Genomic DNA, 17,271 nt, shown 5'->3' on the forward strand with positions numbered 1-17,271 from the left:
CCCCGGTCGCCCACCCCGTGCCGCGCACCGACCCGCGCATCAGCTCGCACACCGATCCCACGCCGAGCGTCGCCCCGCACCCCGGCCCACACGCCGGCCTGTCCACCGGCTCGCGTTCCGGCTCGCGCAGTACCCCGCACCCCAACCCGCTCACCGACCCCAACTCGCTGACCGTCGCCGACACCCTCCTGACCTATCCCGCGGTCCGGCTCTTCGCCGACCGCGCGGCCGCCGTCGTCCCGGACTTCACCGTCGACGCCGACACGCTCCCGGACGTCGTCCGCGTCTGCCGCAGCCTCGACGGCCTGCCGCTGGCCATCGAGCTGGCCGCGGCCCGGCTGCGCACCCTGCCGCTGCACCAGATCGCCGGCCGGCTCGGCGACCGCTTCCGGCTGCTCACCGGCGGCAGCCGCACCGCGATGCCCCGGCACCAGACGCTGCGCGCCGTCGTGGAGTGGAGCTGGGAGCTGCTGTCCGACGACGAGCGCGATCTGGCCGAGCGGCTGGCCGTCTTCCCCGGCGGGGTGACCGCCGAGGCCGCGGCCGCGGTGACCCCGGGTCTGGATCCTGACACCGCGTTCGACCTGCTCTCGGCGCTGATCGACAAGTCGCTGCTGCAGGCCGTGCCGACCGAGCCCGGCCAGGACCCGCGCTTCCGCATGCTGGAGACGCTGCGCGAGTACGGCGCCGACCGGCTCAGCGGGGCCGGCCGGCTGGCCGACGTCCGGCGGGCGCACGCCGCGTTCTTCCTGCGCCTGACCGAGACCGCGGAACCGCATCTGAGGCGCGCCACCCAGATGGAGTGGATCATGCGGCTCAACGCCGAACGCGACAACATCCTGGCCGCGCTGCGATTCGCGGCCGCCGACCAGGACGCCGACACCGCGATCCGCATCGCCGCCGCGATGTCCTGGTACTGGACGCTCGGCGACCAGACCCAGGAGGGCCGGGCCTGGATGCAGTCGGCGCTGGCCGTGCCGGGGCCCTCGTCGAAGGAAGCGCGCACGATCGTCGCCATCTTCGAGCGGGTCACGGCCGTGTTCGAGGACTATCTGTGGGACGAGATCCCGCGGCTGACCCAGGACGTCTCCGACTCGATCGCCGAGCTGGGCTCCTTCGAGCATCCGCTGCTGGCCCTGGTCTCCGTCATCGTGCCGATGCTCAACGACGACCGGGAACGGCTGCAGGCCATGGTCGACAAGCACGGTGACCACCCGGACCCGTGGGTCGGCGCCATGGTCTACCTGATGCGCGGCATGTCCGCGGAGAACGCCGGGGTCCGCGCACCGGTGCGCGCGGACCTGGAACGGGCCCGGAAGACTTTCGAAGAGATCGGCGAGCGCTGGGGTCTGTCGGCCGCCCTCAACGGCCTGGCGCAGCTGGCGATCACCGACGGCGACGACCAGACGGCCCTGGGGCTGCAGAGGCGGTCGCTGGAGCTGATCCGCGAGATAAACGCCTTCACCAGCGCCAGCCAGATCCAGATCGGCCAGGCCCAACTGCTGGCCCGGCTCGGCCAGAACGACGACGCCCGCGAATTGCTGGAGGAGGTGCTGGCGGACGCGCAGCGCTCGGGATCGGCGATGAGCTGCTTCGTGGCGCTGCTGGGCTTGGCCGAGCTCCACCGGCACATCGGAGAACGCGAGCAGGCCTGGGACTACCTGCGGATGGCCGAGGTCGAGTTCATCGAAGACTGGAAGGGCCCGCCGCAGCTGCTGGCGTTCCGCGAGGCCACTGCCGCGATGCTGCACCTGGACGACGGCGAGGCCGAGCCGGCGCGGGCCGCCCTGTGCCGGGCCTACAGCTACGGCCTCATCACGCGCGACATGCCCATCCAGGCCCGGATGACGGTGGGCACGGCCCGCTACGCGGAGGCCACCGGCCAGACCGAGGTCGCCATCCGGCTCCTCGGCGCCGCCGAGGAGATGCTCGGCGCCGCGGACCAGAGCGACACCGAACGGCTGGCGCTGGAGGCACGACTGCATGACCGTCCTGACTACGAGTCCTGTTACGCGGTCGGGAAGAACGCCGCGCGCGACGAGAACCGGGCTCTCGTCGCGCGCGTCCTGGGCCTGCCGGACGATGTCCTGACCGACCCCGAGGTCATGCGTCAGACCTTGCGGCCGTAGGCCCGCAGCGCCAGCGGCATGAACACGGCGGTCAGGCCGATGATCCAGCCGAACGTCCACAGCATGTGGTCGGCGACCGGCCCGCCCAGGAACAGCCCGCGCGAGACGCCGGCCAGGTGGGTGATCGGGTTGACCTTGACGAAGCCCTGCAACCAGCCGGGCAGCGTCCCGGTCTGCACGAAGGTGTTGCTGCCGAAGCTCAGCGGCAGGACCACCAGGATCATGATCCCCTGCACCGAGCCCGGGGTGCGGGCCACCATCCCGAGGAACACCGACACCCAGCTCATCGCCAGCGCGAAGGCCACCGCGATGAGCAGCGCCGCCCCGGCCTCCAACGGGTTGGTGTGGATCCGGAAGCCCATGGCGTAGCCGACGCTCAGGGTGATGACGGCGACCAGCGCGTAGCGGACGAAGTCCGCGAGCACCGCGCCGACCAGCGGTGCCGACCTGGCGATCGGCAGCGATCGGAAGCGGTCGAAGACACCCTTGGAGATGTCGGTGTTCATGTTCACGCCGATGGCCGTGGCGCTCATCGCGATGGTCTGCGCCAGGATGCCGGGCAACAGGTACTGCAAGTAAGTCTTCTGCGATCCGGCGATCGCGCCGCCGAAGACGTAGGTGAACAGCAGCAGGAAGATCACCGGCTGGAGCGTCACGTCCAGCAGCGCTTCGGGGGTGCGCATGGTCTTGAGCAGGCTGCGCTTGGCCAGGGCGGCGCTGTGACGGATGACTTTGAACGGCTTGGTGCTGACGGTCGTGGCGCCTACCGGATCGGCGGTGATGGCGGTCATGGTGGGTCCCCTCGGAAAAGTTGGTCTGGGTTCTGATTCAGTGGCGGTCAGACCGCGACCGGGGCGGACGCCTCGGTGTCGGCACGCTCACTCGGGGCCGCCGCGGCCGGCCGGTCGTCCCCGGCCCGGCGGCCGACCAGCGAGAAGAACACCTCGTCCAGGCTCGGCAGGTGCAGCGACAGCTCGGTCACGCCGATCCCGGCCGCGGACAGCCGGGCCACGGTCTCGGTCAGCGCGGCGTCGTCCTTCACCGGCACCGACACCACGCCGGTGCGCGGCGACTCGGCCTTGTTCCCGGACACCTGCTGGAGCAGCGCCGCGGCCTCGGCCAGGCGCGCCGGGTCCAGCGGCTGCACGGTCAGCCGCTGGCCGCCGACGACGCGCTTGAGGCCCAGCGGGGTGTCGTGGGCGATCACCTGGCCGCGGTCGATCACCGTCACCTCGTCGGCCAGCGCGTCGGCCTCCTCCAGGTACTGCGTGGTGAGCAGGACCGTGGAGCCCTCGGCGACCAGCCGCCGGACCACGCCCCACATGTCCTCGCGCTTGGCCGGGTCCAGGCCGGTGGTGGGCTCGTCCAGGAAGATCACCGCGGGCCGGCCGACCAGCGAGGCCGCCAGGTCCAGGCGCCGGCGCATGCCGCCGGAGTAGGTCTTGGCCGGGCGCTTGGCGGCCTCGGTGAGGTCGAACCACTCCAGCAGTTCGGCGGCGCGGGCCCGGGCGTCGCGCTTGGACAGGTCCAGCAGGCGGCCGATCAGCTCCATGTTCTCCATGCCGGTCAGGTCCTCGTCGACCGAGGCGTACTGGCCGGTCAGGCCGATCGTGGCGCGGACCTTCTCGGCCTGCTTGGCCACGTCGTAGCCGCCGATCCGGGCCCAGCCGGCGTCGGCCTTGATCAGCGTGGCCAGGATCCGGACGCTGGTGGTCTTGCCGGCGCCGTTCGGGCCGAGGACCGCGTGCACGGTGCCCGGGGCGGCGTACAGGTCCACGCCTTTGAGCGCCTTCGTCTCGCCGAAGGACTTCTGCAGGCCCTCGGCCTCGATCGCGTAGGAGGTCATCGCCCCGTCCCCTCTGGGTAGTCGTCGTCTTGGTACGACTACGAGGATGCGCGAGGCCGCTGATAGGCCGCGCACACGGCGCTGACAGCGGCTGACAGCCGCTGACGCGGAGGCTGTCAGCGGCTGCCAGTGCGGGCTCAGGCGCAGGTCGGAGCGTTGATGCGGGGCTGATGCGGGGCTGATGCGGTACTGCGATCAGGTCGCGGCGGCGATCCGTGCGGACAGCGCGTTCAGCTGCATGTCGCCCTCGTTCAGGCCGTCGAAGGCCGCCGCCGTGGCGTCCGGGTTGCCGCTGGCGCCCTGCAGCGACTCGGTCGCGGCGGTGGAGAAGGCGCTGATGGCGGACGACCACGCCTGGGAGCCGGCCGCGTCCGGCATCGGCGGCAGGCCCCCGAGGTGCGGGATGGTCGTGCACAAGGTGTTCGCCGCATTGGCCACCGCGGCAACGTGCCCGAGGGTGAGGGCGGTCTGCAGGGTAGCGGCGTCGGAGCGCAGGATCTGCACGCTCGGAGTGGCGCGCACGGCCCAGTCGCCGATGGTGGCCGTGGTGCCGGTGGCAGTGGTCACCGGGATCGTGGTGGCCGTCGCAGCCCGGCACGTGGCGATCGCGTTGCCGACGGCGGCCGCCCCGGCGTTCCCGGACGAGCCGGGGCTGACGCCCTGCGGCAGGTCGACCGGCTGCGCCGCGCCGTCGTTCTGGGCGTTGATGCCGCCGACGTAGGCACCGTCGTGCTTCACCGCGGCGGTCCACGGCGCACCACCGAAACCGTTGCCGGAGCGGTTGCTGACGATGCGGTAGACGTAGACGACGCCGCCGCCCAGCAACAGGATGCCGATCAAGGTACTGGCCAGCAGGCGCTTGCTGGAGTAGTTGAGCGCCGGGTCGGGCTGGTAGCCGGGGTGCGGCGCCGCGCTCCAGGACTGCTCGGACCCGGACCGCGGGATCTGCTCGCCGACGGCGGCGTAGCGCGGGGCGCCTTCGCCGGGGTCGTGGAACTCGCGGCGGGGAGTCGTTTGGTGCTCGGCGGCAACCGCTCCAGCTCCAGCACTGATCCCGGATCCCGTTCCCGTATCCCGGCGCGCGGCCTCGGCCTGGGCCCGCCGCCGCGCCGCCTCGGCGGGATCCTCGTTCGGCTGGTTGCGCCGCTGGTCGTCCTGGGACATCGTGCGCGCTCCGATCGGTCGCGGTCCTGGTTTCCCTACAAGGGCCACTGTTTCCCTACAAGGGCCACTGTCCGTCACACGCGCGTTTCCCGCCGCTCTGGTCACCCCTCCGAGCGACCGCTAGGATACCAAGCAAATGCTAGGTTGCTCGACTGCCCCCTTTCTCGGACCCGGGAGGCCGCCTTGGCCGTCACCAGCACCAGCGAGCCCGGCGCGGCGCATCGCGGCGTCGTCACCGTCACCGTCGACCAGCCCCCGGTGAACGCGCTGCCGGTGGCCGGCTGGTTCGCGCTCGCCGACGCGGTGCGGGCCGCGGGTCAGGACCCTGACACCCGTGTGGTCATCCTGCGCGCCGAGGGCCGCGGTTTCAATGCCGGCGTGGACATCAAGGAGATGCAGAACACCCCCGGCTTCGACGCGCTGCTCGGCGCCAACGCCGGCTGCGCGGCCGCGTTCGCCGCCGTCTACGACTGCCCGGTGCCGGTGATCGCCGAGGTCGCGGGGTTCTGCGTCGGCGGCGGGATCGGCTTGGTGGGCAACGCCGACAGCATCGTCGCGGCCGACGACGCGTACTTCGGCCTGCCGGAAGTCGACCGCGGCGCCCTCGGTGCCGCGACGCATCTGGGCCGGCTCGTCCCCCAGCACTACCTGCGGACCATGTACTACACCGCGCGCACCGTCTCCGCGCAGCGCCTGCTGGAGTTCGGCTCGGTCTGGGACGTCGTCCCCCGCGAGAAGCTGCACGAGCGCGCCCTGGAACTCGCCGCCGAGATCGCCGCCAAGCACCCGGCGGTGATCCGGGCCGCCAAGGCCGCGCTGAACGGCATCGACCCGGTCGACGTCAAGCGCTCCTACCGCTACGAGCAGGGCTTCACCTTCGAGATCAACCTGGCCGGGGTGGCCGACGAGGAACGGGACAAGTTCGTGGAAGGCGGGGCGTGAGCATGCGCGACAAGCGGATGGGCGTCGACGACGTCGTGGCCGGGCTGCGCGACGGGATGACGATCGGCATCGGCGGCTGGGGCTCCCGGCGCAAGCCGATGGCGCTGGTGACCGCGATCGCCAAATCGAGCCTGAAGGACCTGACCGTCGTGTCCTACGGCGGCCCGGACGTCGGCATGCTGTGCGCGACCGGGAAGGTCCGCAAGGCGGTCTACGGCTTCGTGTCCCTGGACTCGATCCCCCTGGACCCGCACTTCCGCAAAGCCCGCCAAGACGGCGGGATCGAGGTGTCGGAGTTCGATGAAGGCGCCCTGCAATGGGGCCTGTACGCCGCCGCGCTCCGCCTGCCGTTCCTCCCCACCCGCTCCGGCCTCGGCTCGGACGTGATGCGCAACAACCACGACCTGCGCACCGTCGACTCGCCCTACGACGACGGCGAGAAACTGTTGGCCATGCCCGCGATCCACCTGGACGCGGCACTGGTCCACCTGAACCGGGCCGACATGTTCGGCAACACCCAGTATCTGGGCCCTGACATCTACTTCGACGACCTCTACTGCCTGGCCGCCGAGAAGCGCTACGTCTCCTGCGAGCGCATCGTGGACACCGCCGAACTGCTGGCCGCCGGACCGCCGCAATCCCTGAGGATCAACCGGATGATGGTCGACGGCGTGGTCGAGGCTCCCGGCGGCGCCGGGTTCACCAGCTGCGTGCCGGACTACGGCCGCGACGAGGCGGCACAGAAGGCATACGCGGCCGGCGAGATCTTCGTGGAGGCAAGCCGATGAGCGACGTGACCCGCGCCGAGATCTGCGTGGCCGCCTGCGCCGAGGCCTGGCGCGGCGACGAGGAGATCATCGCCTCCCCGATGGGCCTGATCCCGGCCATCGGCGCCCGGCTGGCCAAGCTGACGTTCGCCCCCGGCCTCATGCTCTCCGACGGCGGCGCCGACTACCTGACCGACCCCACGGGCGCCGATTCCCATGTCGAGGCGCACATCCCCTACCGCCAGCTCTTCGACTTCGTCTGGCACGGCTCCCGGCACGTGATGATGGGCGCCAGCCAGCTCGACAAGTTCGGCAACCAGAACATCTCCGCGATCGGCTCGGACTTCACCCGGCCCAAGGCGCAGCTGATCGGCGTGCGCGGCGCGCCGGGCAACACCATCAACCACCCGACCAGCTACTGGATCGCCGCCCACTCGCCGAAGGTGTTCGTGGAGCAGGTGGACGTCGTCTCAGGGCTCGGATACGACCGGGCACGCGGCATCGGGCACGCAGCACGGTTCCACGAACTGCGCCGGGTGGTGACGAACCTGGCCGTGTTCGACTTCCAGACCAGGGACAACCGGATGCGGATCCGCTCGATCCATCCGGGCGTCTCGATCGACGACGTGGTCGAGGCCACCGGCTTCGTCCTGGTCGGCACGGACAACCCGGCGACGACCCCGGAACCGGACGCCGAGGCGCTGCGCCTGATCCGCGAGGTCCTGGACCCGAGGAACACCCGCGAGCGCGAAGTCCCGTCCGCCAAAAGGGGCTGAGCCAGGCATGCTGGAGCAGCGGATCCGCACACGCTGGACCGACCTCGTCGGCGTCCGGCACCCGATCGTGCAGACCGGCATGGGCTGGGTCGCCGGCCCGCACCTGGTGACGGCGACGGCCCGGGCCGGAGCGCTGGGGATCCTGGCCTCGGCGACCATGTCCTACGACGAGCTGGCGGCGGCGATCCGCGAAGTGAAGGAGCGTACTGATGCTCCATTCGGGGTGAATCTGCGGGCTGACGCCGCCGACGCCGCCGAACGCGTGGACCTGCTGATCAAGGAAGGCGTGCGCGTCGCGTCCTTCGCCCTGGCCCCCAGACAAGAGCTGATCGCGAAGCTCAAGGACGCCGGGACCGTCGTGGTCCCCTCGATCGGCGCGAAGCGGCACGCCGAAAAGGTCGCGGCCTGGGGCGTGGACGCGGTCATCGTGCAGGGCGGCGAAGGCGGCGGGCACACCGGCGGCGTCGCCACCAGCCTGCTGCTGCCGCAGATCACCGCGGCCGTGGACATCCCGGTGCTGGCGGCCGGCGGCTTCTTCGACGGACGCGGACTGGCCGCGGCGCTGGCGTTTGGCGCCGAGGGCGTCGCGATGGGAACACGGTTCCTGCTGACGTCCGACTCCCGCGTCCCCGAAGCCGTGAAGGCGCTGTATCTGGCCAAGGACGTCAACGGGACCGTCGCGACGCCGAAGATCGACGGCGTGCCGCACCGGGTGCTCCGCACCGGCCTGGTGGAGCGGATCGAGGGCTCCGGACGCGTCAGCTCGCTCGTGCGCTCGGCGCGCAACGGCCTGGCGTTCAAGAAGATGACCGGGATGTCGTTGCGGGCGATGGTCAAGGACGGCCTGGCCATGCGCAGGCACCACGGCCTGCGGCTCGGCCAGGTGGTGATGGCCGCGAACACCCCGATGCTGCTGAAGGCCGGGCTGGTCCAGGGGAACCCGGCGGCCGGCGTGCTGTCTTCCGGCCAGGTCGTGGGACTGATCGACGACCTGCCGAGCTGCGAGGAACTGGTGGACCGGGTCATCGCCGAGGCGGTCGCGACAATGGCCAGGACGTCCGCGACGGTAGTGGGCTAACTTGGCGTCTATGACTTACGACACCCCCGCGACCACGGTCCGGCTCCGACCGATCACGCTGGAAGACTGCGCCATCGACGAGGCGAACGTGTCGACCCCCGAGAACGACCCCTACAGCTTCTACGGCTTCATCGACCCGAACAGGCTGCGCAAGACCGTGGAATCGGGCGAGGCCTACCAGAAGTGGGGCGATCTGAACGGCCGGCTCGCGGTCGAGGCCGACGGCGAGTACATCGGCCACGTCAGCTGGCACCCGGTGCACTACGGCCCGGTCCCGGCCCCGGGCCTGAACTTCGGCATCGGCCTGATCCCGGCCGGCCGGGGCAAGGGCTACGGCACCGAGGCGCAGCGGCTCCTGGTGGCGTACCTGTTCGAGAACACGACGGTGAACCGGGTGGAGGCCTCGACGGACGTCGAGAACCTGGCCGAGCAGCGGTCGCTGGAGAAGGCCGGGCTGCTGCGCGAGGGCATCACCCGCGGCTGCCACTTCCGGGCCGGCGAGTACCGCGACATGGTGGTTTACGCCCTTGTGCGCGCGGACTTCGAGCAGGCCCGGGCCGCGAGCGGCGGCACCAAGGTCCGCACCGGGTTCACGGCGTAGCGCGAAACTGTCGGCGGCTGGACGGATAATCCAGCTATGCGCGCCAGTCGACTCCTCTCCCTGCTCCTGCTGTTGCAGACGCGGGGACGCATGACGGCCCAGCAACTCGCCGACGAGCTGGAGGTCTCGGTCCGCACCATCTACCGGGACGTCGAATCGCTGCACGAGGCCGGCATCCCGCTCTACGGCGACGCCGGCCCGGCCGGCGGCTACCAGCTGCTGGCCGGGTACCGCACCCGGCTGACCGGCCTGTCGGCGGACGAGGCGCAAGCGATGTTCCTGGCCGCGCTGCCGGGACCGGCGGCCGAGTTGGGACTGGGCTCGGTGATGGCCGCGGCGCAGCTGAAGGTGAAGGCCGCACTGCCGCCGGAGCTGGCCGACCGCAGCGGCCGGATCCAGGAGCGCTTCCTGCTCGACGCGCCCGGCTGGTACGACGACGGGGACACCAGCGCCTTCCTGCCCGCGGTCGCCGAGGCGGTGTGGAACCAACGGCGTATCAGGGTGCTGTACCGGCGGTGGACGGAGCCGACGGAGGTCGAGCGGACGCTGGCGCCGTACGGGATCGTGCTGAAGACCGGGAAGTGGTACGCCGTCGCGGAATCGGCGGGGCGGGTGAACACCTACCGCGTGAACCAGATCCTGGAACTGACCGCGCTGGAGGACGACGACTCGCGCTTCGAGCGGCCGGCGGACTTCGACCTCGACTCGTACTGGGCCCGACAGGTCGCGGAGTTCCGGACCCGGCTGATCCAGGGCGAGGCGCTGATCCGGCTCTCGCCGGGCGGCCGGCAGCGGCTGGCGGAGGTGATGGCCGCCGATGTGGTGAAGGCGGTGGACACCACCGCCGAGGACGACTGCGAGCGGGCCGGCTGGGTGAAGGCGACGGTGCCGATCGAGTCGCTGACCCACGCCCACGGCGAATTCCTGAAGCTGGGCGCCGGGGTCGAGGTGCTGGCGCCGGAGACGTTGCGGGAGCGGATCGCGGAGACGGCCGCGGGGCTGGCCCAGCTGTACGGCGCCGCCTATTCGGCCACCCAGGCCGCGATCACGGCCGCGGCCGTACCCACCGACGCCGCCAATACCAGCAGGGCGCAGAACAAGAACGCGCCGAACCGGTAGCGATACCAGAGCGACATCGGGGAACGCAAAGGAAACCACCCCTCGGGTCGGCATCCCTGCGTGAGTGATATCAACACGCCTGGGTCGGGTGGGTCAAGGGCCGGGGAGCCTTTCTACGCATCCACTCCATCATGTGAGGGAGTAAGAACCGTGTGAAGGAGCCCGGCCCTGCCCTACCCGGCTGCGTGGCTCAGCCTCGTGCCGCCTCAGCCCCGCACTGCCGCCTCAGCCTCGGCCTCGTACTTGGCCCGCAGCCTCGGCGTCAAGTTCGCCTTCAGCGCGTCGCCGTCGTAGTGGTCGAGCACGCGCTGGTCCATCAATCGGCGCCAGGCCGGCGGGAACAGCGCGACCACGATCATCGTCGCGTAGCCGCCGGGCAGCTGCGGCGCTTCGTCGAACGAGCGCAGGACCTGGTAGCGGCGGTTCGGGTAGGAGTGGTGGTCGCTGTGCCGCTGGAGTTGGTACAGGAAGACGTTCGTCGACAGCCGGTCGCTGTTCCAGCTGTGGACCGGCTCGACCTTCTCGTAGCGGCCGCTCTCAGTGCGCTGACGCAGCAGGCCGTAGTGCTCCAGATAGTTCACGATCTCCAGCAACGAAAAGCCGAACACCATTTGCAGCAGCAGGAACGGCAGCACGCCGACGCCGAACCAGACGGTCAGCGCCGCGAACAGGAGCACCGTCATCAGCCAGGCGTTCAGCAGGTCGTTGCGCAGCGACCACGGCGAACGCTTGCGCAGCCGGTGCTTCTTCGTCTCCAGATCCCACGCCGACTTCAGCGAGCCCCACACGGTACGCGGCCAGAAGCGGTAGAAGGACTCGCCCAGGCGCGCCGACGCCGGGTCCTCGGGCGTCGCGACCCGCACGTGGTGCCCGCGGTTGTGCTCGACGTAGAAGTGCCCGTAGCCGGACGGCGCCAGCGCGATCTTCGACAGCCAGCGCTCCACTTCCTCGCGCTTGTGCCCGAGTTCGTGCGCGGTGTTGATGGCGATGCCGGTCACGATGCCGATGGTGATCACGATGCCGACCTTGGACGCCAGGTTGACGTGCGGCTGGCTCCAGGCCCACGCGCCGAGCACCAGCGAGCCGAATTGCAGCGGTAGATACAGGAACGTCAGAACGCGGTAGTACCAAGCCGACTGGAGCTGCGCCTCCCGCTCCACCGGCGGGTTGGCGGCGTCCTCACCGATCAGCCAGTCCCCGACCGGCACCACGACGTAGACCAGGAACGGGGTCAGGTACCAGGCCAGCGCGTTGTCGAAGCGGTGCCACAGGCCGAAGCCCACGTAAGGGAGGATCGGTACCACCAGGGCCAGCGGCCACAGGTAGCGTTTGCCGTCCTGCCAGGCCTGCGCCTCCGGTCGCAGCTCGCTGGTGCTGAGGGTAGACGCCGACATGTCACAGCCTCCCGCTGTCCGATCCCGTCTGTTGCGTTCTGTCGTTCTCCGGCACGCTTTCGAGGGATTCCGCTATTGGATCCCTTGCACAATGAGAGTGGCACGCATCACACTGCAGGGCAAGGGTCCGAGTTGACAGGAGCGCCATGAATGACAAGCCCTCGCCCCCGTGGTTCGGTGCGGTGATCCTCGGTTGCCTCGTGGTGGCCACCGCCTGGATCCTGACATACACCCTCGCGCCGATCCCCGGACAACACGCCCTCGGCGGGTGGAACTACGCGATCGTGGGAGTGTTACTGGGCTTGTTCATCGGCCTGTCGATGGCCTGGCACGGTGACCCGCTGGAGAAGAGCCGGCGGGAGGCGCGCGCGGCACACGCGGAGCGGAGCGGCGGCGGGTCGGCCGCGGGCAACGCCGGCTGAAGACCGTGAGCTAAGACTGCGAGCCAAGACTGCGAGCCAAGACTGCGAGCCAAGACTGCGAGCCAAGACTGCGAGCTAAAGACAGAGCCGGATTCCCAACACAAGCATGGGTCTCCGCGTCTGGCGGACGCGGAGACCCATGCTTGCTGTGCCCATGCCGAACCTATGGTTCCTGCCTTGCTATGCGATTACCACCAGACCGGCTGGCCGTCGAGATAGCCACCCACGCAGTAGCCGTAACCAGGCGAGAGTTCCAAGACCTGGCCGCCCGATACGATGCAGTCGTAGAGGGATACGCGCGGGTGGACGTTGGTGACCGGGGAGCTAGCGGCGGCAGACGTGGCCGCGCTGGCAGTAGCGACCGGGACCAGGACTACGCCGGCCGCGAGTGCGGCGCCGGCAGCGATGGTGGCGATCTTACGCATGCGAGTACTCCTTCGAGTAACCAGTCAGGCACGTAGGGTGCCCTAAGCAGGCTCGCATGACCGGCCCGGAGCGCGCGCACTCCGATACCTCCGCGTGGGTGATCACCAAGGATGAAATCCCTGGTCAGAGCAGGTGCGATGGACTCAGGAGTTGACGCACTGGGAGTCGCTGATGTCCTTGCCGCTGCCGAACTGCGGCGGCTGCTGGAAGTTGGTCCCGAGGACCGAGGCGACGCCGCCGAGCGAGTACTCGATACGCCAGCTGCCGGCCACGCAGGGCTGCGTGATGTTAATGTCCTGATAGTTCGGGGTCGGCATCCCCGTGAACGCGCGAGCGTCGCCGGCGTTCGCCCACAGGGTGGTGCCGGCCTTGTGGTACTGGAGCTGGAGCACCAGGTTCGTCTGCTTCGGCGGCGTGGCGCACTTTATGCTCACCGTCGACAGGACTTCCTTGTTCAGCGGGCGCGGATCGTCGCTGATCTTGACGTTGCAGTCGTACTCGGTGGCGGTCACCTTGAAGTGGTGCCCCGAGCTGGTCGGCCGCACGATGAGCACCAGCAGCAGCACCGCGGCGGCGACTGCTGCGCCGGCTTTCCAGTTCAGGTTCATCGCCTTTCAGAGTACTGCCGGGGATCAGCTCGGTCACGGGCTTCACGAACTGATAAGCATCACGGATCGCATACGTTTCGGCGAACAGTTCACAGGGGATCGCACGGCCGGACCCATAGCGATCCGCCGCCGATCCGGCGGACGATCCCGGCGCGGGAAGACGTCGCAGATCAGAGTCTTTCGATGATGGTCACGTTGGCCTGACCGCCGCCCTCGCACATCGTCTGGAGCCCGTAGCGGCCGCCGGTGCGCTCCAACTCGTGCAGGAGCGTGGTCATCAGTCGCGCGCCGGTGGCGCCGAGCGGATGGCCCAGCGCGATGGCGCCGCCGTTGACGTTCACCTTGGCGAGATCGGCGTCCGTCTCCCGGGCCCAGGCCAGAACCACGGACGCAAAAGCCTCATTGATCTCCACGAGGTCCATGTCGTCCAGTTTCATGCCGGCCTTCTTCATGGCGTGCGCGGTGGCCGGAATCGGCGCGGTGAGCATGTAGATCGGGTCGGCGCCGCGGACCGACAGGTGATGGATCCGGGCGCGCGGGGTGAGGCCGTGGGTCCGTACCGCGTCCTCGGAGGCGATGAGGAGCGCGGCGGAGGCATCAGAGATCTGCGACGAGACCGCCGCGGTGAGTCGGCCGCCCTCGACCAGCGTCCGGAGCCCGGCCATCGCTTCCCGCGACGTGTCCCGCCTCGGGCCCTCGTCCACCGCGAAGCCTTCGTACGGCACGATTTCGCGCTCGAACCGTCCTTCGTCGATCGCGGTGAGCGCGCGCCGATGCGACTCCAGCGCGTACGCCTCCATCGCTTCCCGCGAGACGTCCCACTTCTCCGCGATCAGCTCGGCCGCGTGGAACTGCGTCACCGGCTGGTCGCCGTAGCGTGCCTTCCAGCCCTTCGATCCGGAGAACGGATCGGTGATGCCGAACTGCGCGGCGACCGTCATCGCCGCCGCGATCGGGATCTGCGACATGTTCTGCACGCCGCCGGCCACCACGAGATCCGCCGTCCCGCTCATCACCGCCTGCGCCGCGAAGTGCACCGCCTGCTGCGAAGAGCCGCACTGCCGGTCCACGGTCACACCGGGCACCTCCTCGGGCAGCCCGGCGGCCAGCCACGCGGTGCGGGCGATGTCGCCGGCCTGGTGCCCGATGGTGTCGACGCAGCCGAACACGACGTCGTCCACGGCCGCCGGATCCACCCCGGCCGCGTCCACGACCGCCTTGATGACGTGTGCTCCCAGGTCGGCCGGGTGGGCCGCGGCCAGCGCGCCCTTCTTGCGCCCGACCGCCGTCCGCAGTGCCCCGACTATGTAGGCCTCGGCCATGGCTGCATCACTCCCTGCTAGGTACTGCCCTGCCAGGTACTGCCCTGACAGGTACTGCCAGGTACTGCTAATCCCGGCTCTGGAACCCTTCGAGGATCATGGAGAGGTACTGCGCCGAGACCGCGTCGGCCGTGAGCTTCCCGCCTGGCGCGTACCAGCGCACCGCCACCCACACCGTGTCGCGCACGAACCGATACGCCATGGTCGCGTCCAGATCCGCTCGGAACGCGCCGGACGCGATCCCCTTCTCCAGCGTCCCCAGCCAGATCTCGCGGAACTCGCGGTCGGTCTCGTCCAGGTACGCGAAGCGCGGTGACTGCCGCAGCTGCTTCGCCTCGTTCTGATACAGCGCGATCGCCGCGTGGCTGCGGTCGATGGCCTGGAACGAGGCGTCGACCAACTGCTCGAAGGCGCGGCGTGGATCGCTCTCCCGCTCGACGATGGCGCGGTAGTCGCGGAAGAGCTCGTCCAGGAAGGTCCGCAGGATCTCGTCCGCCATCGTCTCCTTGGAGTCGAAGTGGTGGTAGAGACTCCCGGACAGGATCCCGGCGGCGTCGGCGATGTCGCGCACCGTCGTGTTCTTGTATCCGCGCTCGGCGAACAGGCCGGCGGCCAGGTTCAGCAGTTCGGCGCGGCGGTCGGAGGCAGGTGGCTTAGGCATGTTGGCTCGAAACGGAGAGGACTTCACCGGTCAGGTAGGAGGCATAGTCGCTTGCCAGGAACACCATGGCATTCGCGACCTCCCAGGGCTCGGCGGCGCGCCCGAACGCCTCGCGGGCGGTCAGCTCGGCCAGCAGTTCGTCGGTCGTGACCTTGGCCAGGAACGGGTGCATGGCCAGCGAGGGCGCGACGGCGTTCACCCGGACACCGTAGGGGGCGGCGTCCAGGGCCGAGCAGCGGGTCAGGGCCATGACCCCGGCCTTCGCTGCGGCATAGTGCGCCTGGCCCTCCTGCGCGCGCCAGCCGATCACCGAGGCGTTGTTGACGACGGCGCCGCCGGAGCCCTGGTCGCGCATCCGGCGCAGAGCGGCGCGGGTGCAGCGGAAGGTGCCGTTCAGGGTGACGTCCAGGACCCGCAGCCACTGGTCGTCGGTCATGTCCAGGACTGAGGCGGTGCCGCCCAGGCCGGCGTTGTTGATCAGGACGTCGAGGCTCCCGAAGCGCTCGGCGGTGCCGTCGATCAGGGCTTGGACCTGCTCCTCGCGGGTGACGTCGCAGACGATGGCGTGGACATGGTCCTCGCCGAAGTCCTTGGCGAGCGCCGTACGGGTCTCCTCCAAGCGACGTTCGTGGTGGTCGCTGACGACGACGCGCGCACCTTCTTCCAGACAGCGGCGAGCGGCCGCGGCGCCGATGCCGGTTCCGGCGGCGGCGGTGACGGCGATGTTCTTGTCGGCCAGCAGGTTGTGGCCGGGGACGTAGGGAGGCGCGGGGATCCCGTTTGCTGCACTCACGCTCGCGGCTCCTTGGGCAGGCCGAGAACGCGCTCGGCGATGACGTTCCGCTGGATCTCATCGGATCCGCCGTAGATGGTGTCGGCGCGGCTGAACAACCACAGCCGCTGCCATTCGTCCAGGTCGTAGTCGGGTCCGGTGACGGTGCCGGCCGGGCCGAGCACGTCCATCGCCAGCTCGCCGAGGTCGCGGTGCCAGCGGGCCCAGGCCAGCTTCGCGATCGAGGCCGCCGGGCCCGGTACGCCGGAGGCGAGACCGGTCAGCGAACGCAGGGCATTGAGGCGCAGGACGTCCAGGCCGATACCGGCGCGGGTGAGGCGGTCCAGGATCAGCGGCTCGTCCAGCGCGCCGGTCCGGCGGGCCAGCTCGATGAGCGCGTCCAGCTCGCGCCGGAAGCCGATCTGCTGGCCGAGCGTCGACACGCCGCGCTCGAAGCCGAGCGTGGCCATCGCGATCCGCCAACCGTCGTTCACCGCCCCGACGACGTTCACCGCCGCTGTGCGGGCGTCGGTGAAGTAGACCTCGTTGAACTCGGAGGTCTTGGTCAGCTGCAGGATCGGCCGGACTTCGACGCCGGGCTGCTTCATCGGGACCAGCAGGTATGACAGGCCTCGATGTTTCGGTGCCCCGGGGTCGGTGCGGGCGACGACGAAGCACCAGTCGGCCAGGTGCGCCAGCGACGTCCAGACCTTCTGACCGTTGAGGATCCACTCGGTGCCGTCTTCGCTGAGCACGGCCGTGGTCTTGACGTTGGCGAGGTCGGAGCCGGCGTCGGGTTCGGAATAGCCCTGGCACCAGAGCTCTGTCACGTCGCGGATCCCGGGCAGGAAGCGCTGCTTCTGTTCCTCGGTGCCGAAGGCGATGAGCGTCGGACCGAGGAGCTGTTCCCCGATGTGGCTGACCCGGATCGGGGCGTCGGCGCGGGCGTACTCCTCGTGGAAGATCACCTGCTGCGCGACGCTGGCGGCCCGGCCTCCGTGCTCCTTGGGCCAGTCCAAGCAAGTCCAGCCGTGTTGCGCGAGGTTGCGGTCCCAGTCGAGGCGGAGGTCGAAGGCCTCGTGCTCGCGCCCCGGCCCGCCCAATCCCTTGGCTTCGGCGAATTCGCCGGTCAGGTGGTCGTGGAGCCAGGCCCGGACCTCGGCACGGAACGCTTCGTCCTCGGCGGTGTCGGTGAGGTCCACGGAGTCTACCCTACCAATCGTTTGCTTGGTACGGTAGGCCGC

At 69.9% G+C, this 17,271-nt stretch carries 17 protein-coding genes and 1 pseudogene; 8 read left to right on the forward strand and 10 right to left on the reverse strand.

Translation table 11 applies throughout. From position 1 onward, the window contains the following. The coding region (locus KGQ19_RS30660; RefSeq protein ID WP_438801884.1) for an ATP-binding protein at positions 1 to 2,129 on the forward strand (2,129 nt) is incomplete at its 5' end. Here KGQ19_RS30660 and KGQ19_RS30665 read toward each other — a convergent pair. The 3 genes from KGQ19_RS30665 to KGQ19_RS30675 all read right to left on the reverse strand — a co-directional run bounded on the left by KGQ19_RS30665 (position 2,111) and on the right by KGQ19_RS30675 (position 5,139). Continuing rightward, positions 2,111 to 2,920 carry an ABC transporter permease gene (locus tag KGQ19_RS30665; protein ID WP_212015493.1) on the reverse strand — a complete coding sequence of 270 codons (810 nt, stop codon included), beginning with the start codon at positions 2,918 to 2,920 and terminating at the stop codon, positions 2,111 to 2,113. The genes KGQ19_RS30660 and KGQ19_RS30665 overlap by 19 nt on opposite strands. Positions 2,921 to 2,967: 47 nt before the next feature. Continuing rightward, a complete protein-coding gene (locus tag KGQ19_RS30670) occupies positions 2,968 to 3,975 on the reverse strand; it encodes an ATP-binding cassette domain-containing protein (protein ID WP_212015496.1) in 1,008 nt (335 codons plus the stop codon). A gap of 195 nt (positions 3,976 to 4,170) precedes the next feature. Further along, complete coding sequence (locus tag KGQ19_RS30675) at positions 4,171 to 5,139, reverse strand: hypothetical protein (RefSeq protein WP_212015498.1); 969 nt, start codon at positions 5,137 to 5,139, stop codon at positions 4,171 to 4,173. A gap of 183 nt (positions 5,140 to 5,322) precedes the next feature. On the opposite strand from KGQ19_RS30675, the gene KGQ19_RS30680 reads away from it, so the two are divergent. The 6 genes from KGQ19_RS30680 to KGQ19_RS30705 are packed head-to-tail and all read left to right on the forward strand — an operon-like array spanning position 5,323 to position 10,422. Next, positions 5,323 to 6,081 (forward strand): enoyl-CoA hydratase family protein, encoded by a 759-nt coding sequence (locus KGQ19_RS30680; RefSeq protein ID WP_212015500.1) that lies wholly within the window; start codon positions 5,323 to 5,325, stop codon positions 6,079 to 6,081. Positions 6,082 to 6,083: 2 nt separating this feature from the next. Then, positions 6,084 to 6,869 carry a CoA transferase subunit A gene (locus KGQ19_RS30685; protein WP_212015579.1) on the forward strand — a complete coding sequence of 262 codons (786 nt, stop codon included), beginning with the start codon at positions 6,084 to 6,086 and terminating at the stop codon, positions 6,867 to 6,869. Beyond that, complete coding sequence (locus tag KGQ19_RS30690; RefSeq protein ID WP_212015508.1) at positions 6,866 to 7,624, forward strand: CoA-transferase subunit beta; 759 nt, start codon at positions 6,866 to 6,868, stop codon at positions 7,622 to 7,624. Before KGQ19_RS30685 ends, KGQ19_RS30690 begins: the two co-directional genes overlap by 4 nt. 7 nt (positions 7,625 to 7,631) lie before the next feature. Next, positions 7,632 to 8,702, forward strand: coding sequence for an NAD(P)H-dependent flavin oxidoreductase (locus KGQ19_RS30695; protein WP_212015510.1), 1,071 nt, complete (start codon positions 7,632 to 7,634; stop codon positions 8,700 to 8,702). Positions 8,703 to 8,712: 10 nt separating this feature from the next. Beyond that, positions 8,713 to 9,303 carry a GNAT family N-acetyltransferase gene (locus KGQ19_RS30700; protein ID WP_212015512.1) on the forward strand — a complete coding sequence of 197 codons (591 nt, stop codon included), beginning with the start codon at positions 8,713 to 8,715 and terminating at the stop codon, positions 9,301 to 9,303. Positions 9,304 to 9,339: 36 nt separating this feature from the next. Next, the gene (locus KGQ19_RS30705) at positions 9,340 to 10,422 is read left to right on the forward strand and encodes a helix-turn-helix transcriptional regulator (RefSeq protein WP_230419705.1); all 1,083 of its coding nucleotides are present in this window, start codon (positions 9,340 to 9,342) and stop codon (positions 10,420 to 10,422) included. Positions 10,423 to 10,628: 206 nt separating this feature from the next. On the opposite strand, the gene KGQ19_RS30710 is transcribed toward KGQ19_RS30705, so the two are convergent. After that, the gene (locus KGQ19_RS30710; RefSeq protein ID WP_212015515.1) at positions 10,629 to 11,816 is read right to left on the reverse strand and encodes an alkane 1-monooxygenase; all 1,188 of its coding nucleotides are present in this window, start codon (positions 11,814 to 11,816) and stop codon (positions 10,629 to 10,631) included. A gap of 137 nt (positions 11,817 to 11,953) precedes the next feature. On the opposite strand from KGQ19_RS30710, the pseudogene KGQ19_RS30715 reads away from it, so the two are divergent. After that, positions 11,954 to 12,238, forward strand: a pseudogene (locus tag KGQ19_RS30715) (cell division protein CrgA); the annotation flags it as partial. Between the two features lie 188 nt (positions 12,239 to 12,426). Here KGQ19_RS30715 and KGQ19_RS30720 read toward each other — a convergent pair. From KGQ19_RS30720 to KGQ19_RS30745, 6 genes are all read right to left on the reverse strand, one after another. Continuing rightward, positions 12,427 to 12,663 (reverse strand): hypothetical protein, encoded by a 237-nt coding sequence (locus KGQ19_RS30720; protein ID WP_212015521.1) that lies wholly within the window; start codon positions 12,661 to 12,663, stop codon positions 12,427 to 12,429. Between the two features lie 144 nt (positions 12,664 to 12,807). Beyond that, complete coding sequence (locus KGQ19_RS30725) at positions 12,808 to 13,272, reverse strand: hypothetical protein (protein WP_212015523.1); 465 nt, start codon at positions 13,270 to 13,272, stop codon at positions 12,808 to 12,810. Between the two features lie 170 nt (positions 13,273 to 13,442). Beyond that, positions 13,443 to 14,594, reverse strand: coding sequence for an acetyl-CoA C-acetyltransferase (locus KGQ19_RS30730; RefSeq protein WP_212015526.1), 1,152 nt, complete (start codon positions 14,592 to 14,594; stop codon positions 13,443 to 13,445). 67 nt (positions 14,595 to 14,661) lie between these two features. After that, positions 14,662 to 15,255 (reverse strand): TetR/AcrR family transcriptional regulator, encoded by a 594-nt coding sequence (locus KGQ19_RS30735; protein ID WP_212015529.1) that lies wholly within the window; start codon positions 15,253 to 15,255, stop codon positions 14,662 to 14,664. Next, positions 15,248 to 16,048, reverse strand: coding sequence for an SDR family oxidoreductase (locus tag KGQ19_RS30740; protein WP_307856563.1), 801 nt, complete (start codon positions 16,046 to 16,048; stop codon positions 15,248 to 15,250). Before KGQ19_RS30740 ends, KGQ19_RS30735 begins: the two co-directional genes overlap by 8 nt. Then, entirely contained in the window at positions 16,045 to 17,229 is a 1,185-nt protein-coding gene (locus KGQ19_RS30745) for an acyl-CoA dehydrogenase family protein (RefSeq protein WP_212015531.1), read from the reverse strand. Before KGQ19_RS30745 ends, KGQ19_RS30740 begins: the two co-directional genes overlap by 4 nt. Positions 17,230 to 17,271 lie beyond the last annotated feature (42 nt).

It is taken from the genome of Catenulispora pinistramenti (assembly GCF_018274385.1).
GTDB lineage: Bacteria > Actinomycetota > Actinomycetes > Streptomycetales > Catenulisporaceae > Catenulispora > Catenulispora pinistramenti.